The sequence below is a fragment of the Spirosoma validum genome (genome assembly GCF_014699035.1).
GTDB classification, from domain to species: Bacteria; Bacteroidota; Bacteroidia; order Cytophagales; family Spirosomataceae; genus Spirosoma; species Spirosoma validum.
This window is the reverse complement of sequence record NZ_JACXAA010000003.1, coordinates 278,497-292,209: the sequence shown is the minus strand read 5'-3', so window position 1 is coordinate 292,209 and position 13,713 is coordinate 278,497. Positions and strand designations below refer to the sequence as shown.

At 48.5% G+C, this 13,713-nt stretch carries 15 protein-coding genes; all 15 read left to right on the top strand.

Annotation, left to right across the window (positions count from 1 at the left end; genetic code table 11):
- Positions 1 to 33: 33 nt before the first annotated feature.
- Positions 34 to 447, top strand: coding sequence for a nuclear transport factor 2 family protein (locus IC230_RS09950; protein ID WP_191038839.1), 414 nt, complete (start codon positions 34 to 36; stop codon positions 445 to 447).
- Positions 448 to 537: 90 nt separating this feature from the next.
- Positions 538 to 1,719 carry a cystathionine gamma-synthase family protein gene (locus IC230_RS09945; RefSeq protein ID WP_191038838.1) on the top strand — a complete coding sequence of 394 codons (1,182 nt, stop codon included), beginning with the start codon at positions 538 to 540 and terminating at the stop codon, positions 1,717 to 1,719.
- 757 nt (positions 1,720 to 2,476) lie between these two features.
- On the top strand, positions 2,477 to 3,529 hold the full coding sequence (bla, locus tag IC230_RS09940; RefSeq protein WP_191038837.1) for a class A beta-lactamase: 1,053 nt from the start codon (positions 2,477 to 2,479) through the stop codon (positions 3,527 to 3,529).
- A gap of 255 nt (positions 3,530 to 3,784) precedes the next feature.
- Positions 3,785 to 4,411 (top strand): DUF4255 domain-containing protein, encoded by a 627-nt coding sequence (locus tag IC230_RS09935; protein WP_191038836.1) that lies wholly within the window; start codon positions 3,785 to 3,787, stop codon positions 4,409 to 4,411.
- 14 nt (positions 4,412 to 4,425) lie between these two features.
- The gene (locus tag IC230_RS09930; RefSeq protein ID WP_191038835.1) at positions 4,426 to 5,664 is read left to right on the top strand and encodes a hypothetical protein; all 1,239 of its coding nucleotides are present in this window, start codon (positions 4,426 to 4,428) and stop codon (positions 5,662 to 5,664) included.
- Between the two features lie 24 nt (positions 5,665 to 5,688).
- Positions 5,689 to 7,101, top strand: a complete 1,413-nt coding sequence (locus IC230_RS09925) for a phage tail sheath family protein (RefSeq protein ID WP_191038834.1) — start codon at positions 5,689 to 5,691, stop codon at positions 7,099 to 7,101.
- Positions 7,102 to 7,130: 29 nt separating this feature from the next.
- Positions 7,131 to 8,099, top strand: a complete 969-nt coding sequence (locus IC230_RS09920) for a hypothetical protein (protein ID WP_191038833.1) — start codon at positions 7,131 to 7,133, stop codon at positions 8,097 to 8,099.
- A 95-nt stretch (positions 8,100 to 8,194) separates the two neighbouring features.
- Positions 8,195 to 9,187, top strand: a complete 993-nt coding sequence (locus IC230_RS09915; RefSeq protein WP_191038832.1) for a hypothetical protein — start codon at positions 8,195 to 8,197, stop codon at positions 9,185 to 9,187.
- A 57-nt stretch (positions 9,188 to 9,244) separates the two neighbouring features.
- Positions 9,245 to 9,691 carry a phage tail protein gene (locus tag IC230_RS09910; protein ID WP_191038831.1) on the top strand — a complete coding sequence of 149 codons (447 nt, stop codon included), beginning with the start codon at positions 9,245 to 9,247 and terminating at the stop codon, positions 9,689 to 9,691.
- 33 nt (positions 9,692 to 9,724) lie between these two features.
- Positions 9,725 to 10,216 (top strand): phage tail protein, encoded by a 492-nt coding sequence (locus IC230_RS09905; RefSeq protein WP_191038830.1) that lies wholly within the window; start codon positions 9,725 to 9,727, stop codon positions 10,214 to 10,216.
- 28 nt (positions 10,217 to 10,244) lie between these two features.
- Entirely contained in the window at positions 10,245 to 10,412 is a 168-nt protein-coding gene (locus tag IC230_RS09900; protein ID WP_191038829.1) for a DUF5908 family protein, read from the top strand.
- Between the two features lie 3 nt (positions 10,413 to 10,415).
- Positions 10,416 to 11,135, top strand: coding sequence for a CIS tube protein (locus IC230_RS09895; RefSeq protein WP_191038828.1), 720 nt, complete (start codon positions 10,416 to 10,418; stop codon positions 11,133 to 11,135).
- Between the two features lie 20 nt (positions 11,136 to 11,155).
- Positions 11,156 to 12,937, top strand: coding sequence for a type VI secretion system tip protein VgrG (gene vgrG / locus IC230_RS09890; protein WP_191038827.1), 1,782 nt, complete (start codon positions 11,156 to 11,158; stop codon positions 12,935 to 12,937).
- Positions 12,938 to 12,948: 11 nt separating this feature from the next.
- Complete coding sequence (locus IC230_RS09885; RefSeq protein WP_191038826.1) at positions 12,949 to 13,239, top strand: PAAR domain-containing protein; 291 nt, start codon at positions 12,949 to 12,951, stop codon at positions 13,237 to 13,239.
- Positions 13,240 to 13,277: 38 nt separating this feature from the next.
- A complete protein-coding gene (locus IC230_RS09880; RefSeq protein ID WP_191038825.1) occupies positions 13,278 to 13,709 on the top strand; it encodes a GPW/gp25 family protein in 432 nt (143 codons plus the stop codon).
- The last annotated feature ends 4 nt before the right edge of the window (positions 13,710 to 13,713 follow it).

Here is a 13,713-nt window from a genome sequence, read left to right as displayed (position 1 = left end):
CGTAACGTTTCAACCTCTTATTACGTCCCTTTCATGAAACAGTTCTGCATTTTTCTGTTTGCCCTTACTAGCGCATTACCAGCTTACAACCAGACAGTTACAAATTCGACAACCGTAACGCCCGAAAGCATCGTTCAGAAGCAGGTGGAAGCCTATAACGCCCGCAATATCGACGCTTTTCTGGCAACCTATGCCGATGACATTGAATTGTATGATCTGCCCGATAAGCTGATTTCGAGAGGGAAAGAAGCAATGCGAAAAGATTATGGCGCTTTTTTCGATAAAGCGAAATCGCTACACTGCGAAATTGTTAACCGAATTGTCCTCAACAACACGGTGATCGACCATGAAAAAGTTACCGTCAATCCGCAAAAGCCCCCTTCTCAGGCCGTGGCCATTTACAAAGTAGAAAACGGTCTAATCAGGAAAGTCTATTTTACCCAGTAAGATCGACCAATTTCCAGACGGGTTTGACCCCGGAGGGGTCAAACCAATCATCTTAATTTTTACCTCATTGTATTTATACACCTGATTCACATGGATTTCTCGAAGCAGAAAAAAGGAACAACCGCTATTTGGGCTGGCGAAACCGAACGTTTTTTTCAAGGTGCTACAACGCCCCCCATCATCAACAGCGTTACGTATGCCTACGACGATCTTGATGAATGGTACGACGTAGCGACTGGTAAAGCCAGTGGATTCATCTACAGTCGAAACACGAACCCAACAGTACATGTGTTCGAGGAGAAGGTTCGTATACTGGAAGGCGCTGAAGCCGCTACGTCTTTTTCAACGGGTATGGCGGCCATCAGCAACACGTTATTTGCCTTACTTGGGCCGGGCAAGCGCGTCGTTTCGCTGAAAGACACGTACGGCGGAGCTAGCCGATTGTTCCTGGATTTTCTGCCCAGTTATAACGTAAACGTTACGTTAAGCGACACCACCGATCACGACCAACTGGAAGCCGAAATTGCCAAAGGCTGCGATCTGGTCTATCTGGAAACGCCAACCAATCCAACACTAAAAATCGTCGACATTAAGCGGTTAGCAACGGCCGCGAAAAACGTTGGCGCGGTGGTCGTTGTCGACAATACGTTCGCCACGCCAATTAATCAGAATCCGTTACAATTAGGTGCCGATCTGGTTGTTCACAGCGCTACCAAATTCCTGTGTGGCCATTCAGATGCCATGGGTGGTGTTTTGGCCGGGAAAGCTGAACTGGTCGAGAAAGTGTTCCGGTTCCGGGAAATAAACGGTGCCAGCCTGCAAGCCGATCCGGCGTATATGATTGCCCGGGGCATGAAAACCCTCGAACTACGTATCGAACGCCAAAACGCATCAGCTCTAAAAATTGCGCAGTTCCTGAAAGCACACCCCAACGTCAACGACGTCTTTTATCCGGGGCTCGAAACGCACTTAGGACATGATATTGCTAAATCTCAGATGTCGGGATTCGGCGGCATGATGAGCTTCTCGCTGAACGGTACGTATGACGACGTAAAAAAGTTTTTACCCAAACTTCAATTGGTACATCTGGCGGCCAGTCTGGGTTCAGTCAGTACGTTGGCGGGGCCACCCCGAACCACCAGTCACGTCGAACTCACGGAAGCGCAGCGCGCCCAACTAGGCATTCCGGAAAGTCTGATTCGCTATTCCGTCGGCATCGAAAACGTAGAAGATTTGATTACTGATTTGGACAACGCACTGAGAGGTTTATAAGATTTTGGTTCACTGATTTTTCTTTCATCCGGCTAACGGTCGATTAATTAACTTTTCGACTGTTAGCTACAGATACGAAGTATCCCGAACTAATGACCGCAGCTAAAGAATTCGTACAGAAGTATAAAAACCCATCGGCGTTTAAATAATCAGGCAAGGTTATACTTGATCGATTTAGTACGACCCCGCTGGGGCCAAATATTTATAGAAACTACTATTACTATAAACATTTGACTCCAGCGGGGTCGTACTAAAATTACAGTTTCGCTCTGCCTGACTGCTTATGCTAAGGGATTTATCATAACCTAACTTCAAACCAACTTATATAACCAGAAAGATGAAGCAAATCATCACAACGTTCACACTTATCGGGTTGAATTCGGGTTGCGGAGGGAGTAATTGTGACCTTGATGCAGAAAGCTACCGATCCAGGGAATGTGCGATCAAAGTAGAGGCACGAGAATTTAATGGCCGCTGGTTTAGTATAGAGGGGATTAACGCCCATGACGGAAGTCGAAACAGGTATTCTGATCTGGGTAGTTGGTACCCTTTTTTCACAAAATACATTGCCATAGGCGATACAGTTGTTAAGCGTAAGAATGAGCTAGTGTTTTATATTCACAAAAAAGATACCGTTCTCTCGTTCCCGTTTGAGTGCGAAGGTAAGATTGTCAAATAAGTCCCTTTACACAGGTTGTCTCCTTGAACAACAACCCTAAAAATCTTAATAACTACATAACTGCACGTTAACCGAACTATGAATCTACGCTACGTTACTTCATTACTGATTGGTTTACTCTTCTACATTCATTCTCCCGCTCTGCTTCGGGCTCAGACCAGTTTGTCGACAAAGACAATCCCAGACGTAGCGACGCAACGGTTGCAGCAGGAACTGGAACGTATCGCCAAACTGGCTAAAGGCAAAGTGGGCGTTTGCGCGCTTCATCTCGAAAGTGGCAAACAGATAAGCCTGAATTCGCAGGAGCGGTTCGCGATGGCGAGCACGGTTAAAGTGGCCATTGCGACTGAACTTTTCACAAAGATTGAAAAAGGCCAGTTGTCGCTTATGACCATGACGGATCTGAAACCATCCGATCTGCATCCGGGTAGCGGTACGTTGGATGTGCTGTTTGCAAAGCCGGGCGTTCAACTATCCGTTCAGAATCTGCTCGAACTGATGATGGTGATTAGCGATAACTCGGCAACGGATATTCTGCTACGTCTGGCCGGTGGTCCGGAAGCCGTTCAGAATCGGCTGAAAACGCTGGGCATTCAGGGTATGTCGGTAGACCGATCCATTATTCAATTATTGGCCGATCTGGAAGGCGTTACATTACCCCCCGCTGACCAGTGGACGCTGGGTTTTTACGCTAATCTGGAAAAAGGGACCACACCCGAATCACGTAAAGCGGCTGAAGTAAAATTTAAAGATGACTTTCGTGATACGTCGACGCCGGAGGCTATGGTCAATTTACTGACTCAGATTTTTCGTGGAAAAGCGCTTCAGCCCGCCAGTCGGGATACGCTGCTGGCTGTGATGCAACGCTGCCGGGGTGGGTTAAATCGACTCAAAGGATATCTGCCTCCCGAAACGCTTATTGCGCACAAAACAGGTTCATTAGATGGGAACGCAACGGATGACGTCGGCATCATTACGTTGCCCGGCGACGCAGGGCACATAGCTATTGCGGTTTTTGTCGGTCCATCCCCGCAACCATTGGCAGAACGCGAAGCAACCATCGCCCATCTGGCCCGCACCATTTACGATTACTTTTTATTTCAGCCACCTGCTACGTCCCTAAGTCGGTAAACGACACGGTCATAACTCTGTCCCATTTTTTAAAAGCCTGGAAGCACGTCATAGCTTCCAGGCTTTTTTTTTACACAGACGCGTTTTACATCGACAAACGTATATACCTCTATAACCTGTGGAATAACTTGAAAATCAACACGAAGCATCAATTTTTGCGTATACACACAACTTTCAACCGTTCGCTCAAAAGATCAAGGTTTCCCAAACGCCTATTATAACATTAGCACGAAATTTTATTGACTTACCCATACCATGATCGACGCAGCCCTCGTCCTGTTACGCAACGAGTTAGCCTACTTTATCCGCAATGATAAAGGAGAGGCTGGCATCGAGGTCGATCTACGAAACATTGCGTTGCTGGAAACCGAAAAGGATGAGCCGTTAAAAGATAAGATTATCCTCTCTCTGGTCAACATCGAAGAAGAGAGCACCCTTAAAAATAGCCTTCCTTACGTACCTGGTTTAGGAGGAGGTTACGAATACCGATCGCCACCGATTCATCTGAATTTATACGTACTAATCACTTCCAACCTAAATGAAGGGGGCGAAACCGCTACCACGAATAGTTACATAAAATCACTACGTGGCTTGTCGCATGTAATCGAATTTTTTCAATATCGGACCGGATTTACCCTCGCCAATTCGCTCAATGTAAATGGTATTCCTAACCGGGACAATACCCTGAATGAACTTAAATTATTTGCCGATTTATATACACTCACCTTTGAGCAGATCAATCACCTGTGGGGCTCGCTGGGTGGTCGACAAATTCCGTTTGCCATGTATAAAATTCGTTTAGTGAGCGTTCAAAACCGCAACGTCGGTCAGGACATACCGCTTATCGAAGAAATTCAGAGCCAGGTTCGAAAAATGAATTAGTAATCGTCAATTCTATGGCCTCAATGCTATTCAAACGTCTTTTTGAGGTAAGACTCCTGCATGAATATTATTTGATGCAGGCCGATGGTACGTCTCTGTTCGATAAAAAGCGAACGGAATGGCCCAACGGTCTGGCAGAAAAAGTAATAAACAGGCAATACAACGTAGCGAATGATTTACTAATTGAACCTACTGAAAGTTGCAAAAAACAGCTAACGGACTATCACATCCGTTTTGCCGTAAAACCTACTGGATTTATATTGGGTATCGAGGTGAATTTTGATCAGGTAACGCCCAGAATACCGCTCAAAGAACCCGTATTATTTCAATTTTCAATACGCACCAAAAACCCACAATTCAGATCGTTCACTTCTGAATCAGCCAGCAATACAGGTTATTATTTTTCCAATCGACCATTGCAATTAAAACGTATGAGAACAGCGCCGACGCTGTCAAATACAATTGCAAATTTTACTAAGGAAAAAACCTATGCAATGGGTGAGTTAGCCCGGACATCAGATAAGCTGCAAATAGCCCGAAAAACAACAAATTCAGATACAGCTTTAGACTGGATGCCTTTGAGTGATCAGGGTGATCAGTACATGTATGTAAACGATCAGGATACGTGTCGATTTGCGCAAAAAACAATTCCGTATCAGGCGACCGAACCGATAAAAAAACTGGTTGCAAAATTAGTTGCAGATGGGAGCACCGAGCCAGTAAAAACAATAAGTCTTTCCTTCGATACACCCGTACAAATCGTATCGCTAAACTTCCTGGAAGATGATAAGGGGAACAAAATAACCGATGGATTATACCTGCTGACAGTCAGCTATAACGAAAATCCGGAAGAGTCGAAAATGATCTATTTCAGCGATACGCTGGCGACACTACGTCCTTATGCACTCATTGAAATCACTACCGCAAAGGGAGAAGATTTCAGCGTACTTACCGCCGACAATTCAATCAGAAAAAGCCATCGCATTTTTGACATTTTGATCAAAAGCCGGGCAACGTACTGGCGCTACCGTTCGAACAACGGCAAGAAGCTTACGAAGCCGGATAGTTACGATTTTTTAACCGAAAAAGGCCTAGATCTCATTACCGTTGATCCGCGTTTGTTATCGGCAGAAGCTTCCTATTTTCAAAAGACGATCAATAGTCCAACCGTTTTCCTGCCTGGCCCTGACGCAGCGATAAGTCAACAGGGCGACGATGTTTTTTATTCTAACGTGTTTGTCCCGAAAGTATAACCAGCAATTAAAATCAACTATCCGATGACAACAGATTATAAAACCCCCGGCGTCTACATAAACGAAATTCCAACCTTTCCGCCTTCTGTAGCGGCTGTAGAAACCGCGATTCCAGCCTTTATTGGTTATACCCAGGATCAGAAACATCTTACGGATAAAGAAATAGTGGACAACTTAATCAAGGCGGTCCGTATCACATCCTTAGTCGAATATCAGACTTATTTTGGGAATGCACAGCCCGAAGAAGGTATTAGTATCAGCGCTAAGAATGCTGCGGGCGATCCTGTAATTACGGTAAATTTTGATGAAACCAAATTATCGAAATTTAAACTGTTTTATAGCCTCCAGTTTTACTTCGCCAATGGTGGAGGTCCATGTTATATTATCTCGGTAGGTAAGTACGATAAAAATGGTGGCCTTGTGCTGTCCAGTGATCTGGCTGACGGGTTAGAGGCATCGAAAAAAATAGATGAAGTCACTTTAATTCTTTTCACGGATGCACAGGCTTTAACAACAGCTACAGACTATTATAACCTTCAGGTAGCCGCGCTGAAAAGTTGTGCAGATTTGATGGATCGGTTTGTCGTAATGGATGTTTACAGAGCTGATCAGAAAACAATTACGGATGCCACGGCAACCGAAGATGATAAAAGCCCTGTTGCCATTTTACGAAGCAAAATTGGTACGGACAATCTGAAGTATGGTGCCGCTTATTACCCAAACGTCGACACGAGTTTAGATTTCGTCATTGATGATTCGAAAGTGACGGTTGATGGCACTACGTTAGATACCTTGAAAAAAGGCAATAATGCGCAATATTTCCAGATCATATCGGCTATTCGCGATCAGCCCATGCGCATGCCGCCGTCAGCGGGGATAGCCGGTATTTACGCCGATACCGATTCGACACGCGGTGTCTGGAAAGCACCCGCCAACACCAACATGGATCTGGTTATTCGACCCTCGCAAATCATTTCACACGAAGAGCATGAGGGGCTGAATGTCGACGCCAGAGATGGCAAATCTATCAATGTGATTCGTTCCTTTCCGGGTCGTGGGCCAGCTATTGTGTGGGGAGCGCGTACACTGGCCGGTAACGATAATGAATGGCGATACGTCTCCGTTCGCCGGTTCTGCAACATGGTTGAGGAATCGGTCAAAAACGCTTGTGGGCAGTTTGTCTTCGAGCCAAACGATGCCAACACCTGGGTACGGGTACGGGCTATGATTGAAAATTTCCTGATTCTGCAGTGGCGGGCCGGTGCATTGCAGGGAGCCAAACCCGACCATGCGTTTTACGTAGCCGTTGGTCTGAATCAAACCATGACCGGGCTGGATGTACTGGAAGGCCGTATGATCGTCGAAATCGGGATGGCTATCGTCCGTCCTGCCGAATTTATCATCCTGAATTTTAGCCAGATGATGCCGCAATCCTAACAGAAATATGACCCTTTAACGCCTATACAATGGAAAACGAAGCAAATAAATCGGCTGACGTCCCCGCACTCTTGCAGCCACCCGGTCCTACCGCAACGGACCGCACCCTCGATCTATACGCCCGGGGAGCGGATAATGCGAGTGGACTTCAAAAAGAAGTGAAGGATATGGATACTGAACGCCGAGTTGCCCTTGAGCAGGAACGGGCGGCTGTCAGTAACCAGCAGTTTACCTGGTGTACGCTGCAAAAATCGCAGGCATCGGGTCAGGAATATGAAGGACTGATGAACGGCGTAACGATCATTGCCAAACAGGATGCGCTGGAAATCGACAAAACGATTGGCCAGTACGTCGCTCAGGCGGCTACGGTAAAAACGTCGTTCACTACTTTAATTCAGTCGCTGCAAAATCTTAAGACAGCGCTTACAGACGTAGAAACCACGGCCTATCAGGTTAGCGAACTCCTCGAAAACTCCAGCACCACGGCGGCTGATGATGAGCAGAAGTGGCTGAATAAGTACATAACGAATTTCTCGGATCGGGTTCGGGAAATCGGTGGCGATACCGGCGAGAAAAACCCTAAACAACGACGGCCGCCCCGGCAGGGTCTGGCCGATCTGACCAATGATCTGGCCGATGACGCCTTTGAGGTTTCGGTGAAAGTGATTGGCATTAGTGAATCGGCTAACGTACCGAGCTTAACGGATTTGAGCAAAATGCTGGTTACCGACGTAACCGCTCTGGAGGCCGATGTATCGAAAAACGTAGCCTTTGCCCAAAGCCAAAAGCAGGAAACGCAGGGAATATTGGCCCAAATGCTGGCCAAACAACGCTTAGCCCGTGCCGAAACCTTCCGCAAAGAACATCAGTATACAGCCCTTCAAAAAACGCTCGGCTTCGTTCAGGACCCCGATTGCCCGGATGATGGCCAGCTAAGCACCTACACCCGCGAACAGCTTGAACGGATTCAGCATGCAGTTGAGGAGTCATTCCAGTAAGACTCAACGGGCTCTTCCTGGTTCACCAGTATCCAAACGTACTTCGATCGGCTTAGGCTGACTCCGAAATCAGTCATTCAAACCCTTATAGAATCATGTCTAATCATTCGCTTTCGCAGGAATATATTTCTCACCTCCGCCGAAAGGTAAAACATGCCGAACGGACAAAAAAATACCTGACAGCCGTTCGGGATACGAAAAAAGGTTATAGCGACAACACCGTCACTTGGTACAATAAGCTTAAGGTGTATTTCGACAATGTCGAAGCCACCGAAAAGTTATCCGAGAAAGTATTTGAGGACATTGACAAGCTGGCGGCTCAGGCCCAGACCGTTAATGCAAACGTCGAACAGATTGTTGAGGCCATTCGGTTGCTGGTTTGCAACGTTCGGATGGTCAGTCAATCGCTGGATCGCCTAACGCAGAAATACCAGTCGCTTAAAAACGAGATCGACAATACCGGTATGGGAAGCAAGGACTTTAAGCCGAATGTATTCATGGCGGAGTTCAACAAACTGGGGGGCGACGGTGGTAAACTGAATAAGGCCTCGATAGCCTGCGCTGACGCACTCACCAAAGCACTAGACCTGCTCAAAGCAATCTATATCCTTCATTACGGCATGGACAGCAGCCGCACTGGCGACATAGAAACGTACCGTATTACGCGCGTTCTGGACGAGTCGGTCACCGTTGAAGAAGATAAGATTCTGTACACGACCATTTTTGAAACGATTGATGCTAAAATCTTAGGACGTGACGTAAAAATTCCGGGTGGCCTGGAATGGTTACTGGCTCAGCTTAGAAATGTGCTTAGTTCGGGTGTGCCGCAACCCGATCCCGACCCCGACGGCGACCACTACCCCTGCGACACGGTCTATCAGCATATTCCTCATTTCCCGCTTTCTGGTACTGATCGCTACTACAGCGAGACAAAAAAACAGTATGAGAAAGCCAGACGGATGATGAAAACCGCCGATGATCAGCTCACGCTCACACAGAAAGACCTGCAACGAGCCGAGTCGAGTTTTGATGGCTTGAGTGCTGCGCTAAAAAGTGCGGAAGAGGCTAAAAATCAGACCAAGAAATAAAGGATGGCGCTGGCCGTTCAGGCCAATTGCTGAATTCAACTTTCAATTTTTTAAACTATGGCAAAATATCCGCTTCCGAAATTTCACTTCAAAGTTGACTGGGGTGGCACCAACATTGGCTTTACCGAAGTGACGGGTCTGACTGTCGAAACCGAAGTGATCGAGTATCGACACGGGGCAGCGCCGGAATACAACAAAACCAAGCAGCCTGGTCTCCAGAAATACGGTAACATCACCATGAAACGGGGTACGTTCGAGAACGACAACGAATTCTACACCTGGTGGGATCAGACCAAACTGTTTGAAGAGAAAGGTGCCAAATTCCGGCGCGACCTTACGGTGAGTCTGCTGAACGAAAACCACGAGCCGATTGTGGCCTGGAAAATCAAGAATGCGTGGCCTACCAAAGTTCAGTACGCTGATCTGAAAGCCGATGCCAACGAGATTGCCATCGAGAGTGTCGAGCTGGCGCACGAGGGTGTCGTTATCTCGAATAAAGCGTAACAGCGCAACGTATCACCCCTTACGTTCAGATTTATGGCCGACATTCCTAAATACTACCCACCCCTTGGCTTTCACTTTCGTGTCAGTTTCACGGGAGCGACCAACGCAACCGATACGTATTTTCAGTCGGTTAGTGGCTTGAGCGTTCAGATTCAGACGGAAACCTGGAAAGAAGGGGGCGAAAATCGGTTTGAACATACCCTGCCCGTTCGGACAAAATACAGCGATCTGGTGCTGAAACGAGGCTTATTTCGGCCTAAAGAGTCGGTTTGGACCGACTGGTTCAGCGATACCATCGCGCTGATGTCGGCTTCGTCGAGTGAGCGAAAACAAAGCCAGTTTACCCGGACCCGTGACCTGCTGATCGAGTTGCTCAACGAAAAACACGAGCCGCTGGCCCGGTGGACCGTTGCGCATGCCTGGCCCAAAAACTGGAAGATTAATGATCTGAACGCCGAACGGAGCGAGGTGCTGATTGAATCGCTTGAGCTGAACTACAACTACTTTACGTACGACCGCCCCTAATTACCCGCCAGTACAAACCCCGTTACGTATGCCAGTCGAAATCAGAGAATTAGCCATCAAAATCAACCTGTCTGATGAGGGAGGAGCATCGGCCGGAACGGCTGGGGCTGAGAGTGGTCAGGAAGCGCAGCAAGCGTTGATCGAGGCTGTTGTCGATAAAGTGCTGATGATTTTACGGGAACAAGAAGAACGCTGAGTCATGGCCGAAACCAAAAAAGTGGGGACGTCGAACGTAACGCCCGTTGTCATTCAGGCATTTAACGACAAAAAACTCCAGTCGCAGACCGGTAAGTTTACTCTGCCGATCAACCCCGAAAATTACGCCATGTCGTATAAAGTGGAGGTTGATCAGTCGGGCGGTCACGGCAATAGTGGCTCAGATATTAAGTACAAGAAAACACCACCGGAGCAGCTGAAACTCGAGTTCATCTTCGACAATACGGGTACGGTGATGGGGAATACGCTGGATGGAACGCCTGTTCAGGAGCAGGTCAGGAATTTCATGACCGTTACGTATCACGTTGACGGGGAAAGCCATAAACCGCATTACCTGAAGGTCATGTGGGGCGACAACCTGATGACGGGCGACGTGCAGGGGTTCAACTGTATGCTCACTCAGCTGGATGTGAACTACACGCTGTTTGCACGTACCGGTGAACCGCTACGTGCCAAGCTGACGGCCCAGTTTACCAACTACGTCGAACAGGAGGCTCGTCTGCAAAATCGCCAGGACCACCGCTCACCCGATCTGACGCATGTACGTACCGTAGAGTTCGGCGATCGATTGCCGCTGATGACCCAAAAAATATACGACGACCAGAGCTATTATCTCAAGGTGGCAAAAGCTAATGGGTTGACGTCTTTCCGGCGCTTAAAGACCGGTGCCAATCTGGTTTTTCCGCCAATTCAGGAATCTTGATACGCTAAAAACACTACGTTATGCCTGATGCGCAGACTACCGATCCTGTTGTTCCGAATGACTCCCGAAGGGATGTTGTCAGTTTTGATCTCCTGGTTGACGGACAGCCAATCGATCCGGGGTTTCAGGTGCTGACCATCGTCGTCACGAACGAAGTGAACCGAATTCCTATGGCGAAAATCATTCTGCGCGATGGGTCGGCAGCGAACCAGAGTTTCCCGATCAGCGAGGGCGATGCGTTTGTACCGGGCAGCAAGATTGAGGTCAAACTCGGCCACGATCAGCACAATGCGTCGGTGTTTAAAGGCGCGGTGGTCAGGCAAAGCATCCGGGCACGCGAAGGGGGCGACTCTACGCTGACTGTCGACTGTCGGGATGAAACGTATCGACTAACCTTGGGTCGGCATAATCGCTACTTTACCGATATGACGGATAGCGATGCCGTCAGTCAGGTGCTGAGTGCACACGCGGGCTCGATTGACGCTACGAGAATCCAACACCGGGAGTTAGTTCAATACTACTGCACCGACTGGGATTTTGTCATGAGCCGGGCCGACATGAACGGTATGCTGGTTTTAGTTGAGGCCGGGAAAGTCAGTTGGCAGCAGCCGTCAACCAATAGTGCGTCGGTGTTAAATCTGGTTTTCGGTGGTAATCTTCGTGAGTTCGAAACAGAACTGGATGCCCGAACGCAAATCGGAGCTGTCAACGCCCAAAGCTGGGATTATTCAACCCAGCAACCCATTACGTCGGACGGCAGTGTAGCGGGTCGTTTTAGTGAACATGGCAACCTATCGGGCAATAACCTGGCCACCGACGCAGGTTTGTCGGCAATGGAGCTCCGCCATAGTGGACACATTGCCCAATCCGAACTAAAAGCCTGGGCTGATGCAACAATCACCCGGAGCCGATTATCGAAAATTCGCGGGCGGGCTAAAATCGTTGGCTTTGCGGGCGTTGTACCGGGCAACTGCGTCACCCTCGCCGGTATGGGCGCTCGCTTCAACGGCAAAGCCTACGTAACGGCCGTTCGGCACGAATTGGGTGGTGGCTCCTGGTACACTCACATTCAGGTTGGGTTATCGCCGGAGTTTTTTTACCAGCAATACCAAACCGCCGAAGTGGCTGCGGCCGGTCTGACGCCCGCTGTTTCGGGACTGCAAATTGGCATCGTCGTCAAGCTGGCCGAAGACCCCGACGGCGAGGACCGGATTCGTGTGAAACTACCAACGCTCGACAACGCCAGCAACGGAATCTGGGCACGTGTGGCAGCCTTAGATGCCGGTAACAAACGGGGCTCCTACTTCCGTCCTGAAATCGGCGACGAAGTAATCGTCGGATTTATTAACGATGATCCGCGTCATGCGGTCGTACTGGGGATGCTCAACAGCAGTAAGAATCCGGCCCCATTACCCACGAAGGACGAAAACCACATCAAGGGCTTCGTGACACGCAGCAACATGAAAGTGCTGTTCGATGACGAGAAGAAAAGCATTACAATTTCGACACCCAACAACAATTCAATCATCATCAGCGACGACGAGAAAAGCATCAAAACAACCGATCAAACGGGTAATAGCTGGAAACTATCGCCCGATGGGATTGAGATCAGCAGTCCGAAAGACATTACGATCAAAGCAACGGGCAGCATCAGTTTGAAAGCCACGCAGGCTCTTAGCCTGGAAGGCATGAGCCTTAAAGGCAAAGCACAAACAGAGCTGAGCCTCGAAGGGTCGGCGAAAGCGTCGCTGAAAGCTGGTGGTCAGACCGAAATAAAAGGTGGAACCGTAATGATAAATTAACGAACGTAACAATGCCTCCAGCAGCTCGAATTGGCGATATGCATGTTTGCCCGATGGTTACGGGCATAGTGCCGCATGTGGGCGGTCCGATCACAGGACCGGGTTTACCCACCGTTTTGATTGGTGGTCTGCCTGCCGCCGTCGTAGGCGACATAGCCACCTGCGTAGGACCACCTGACACCATCGTGAAAGGATCGGCTACCGTGCTCATTGGTGGCAAACCGGCGGCCCGATTAGGTGACCTGACAGCCCACGGCGGCAGCATCGTACTAGGATTCCCAACCGTCATGATTGGTGGCTGACTAAGGTTAGATACTTCGCAACTTAATGTCAATAACGTATGCAACAGGATAGTGACAAGTTTTTGGGACGGGGCTGGGCATTTCCACCCACGTTTCATCGAAGCGATTTTGGCACCAGTGGAGCCGATATGGTTGACGCTCGTGAAGATATTGAGCAGAGTCTTCAAATCCTGCTGTCGACCAGTCTGGGCGAACGGATCATGCGCCCGGATTACGGCTGTAACCTAACTGACTTTCAATTTGAACCAATGAATGCTTCCGTCGTTGGCTACATCCGCGATATGGTCAGCACGGCCATGATCTACAATGAACCGCGCATTCGGGTCGAACGGGTGGAAGTCAATCAGCCGATTGGTCAGCCTGCGCTGGATGGGAAGCTACTGATTGAGGTCGATTATACGATTCGTACCACCAATTCGCGCTTCAATTTCGTCTATGATTTTTACATCACAGAGGGCATAAACTCCTAACGTA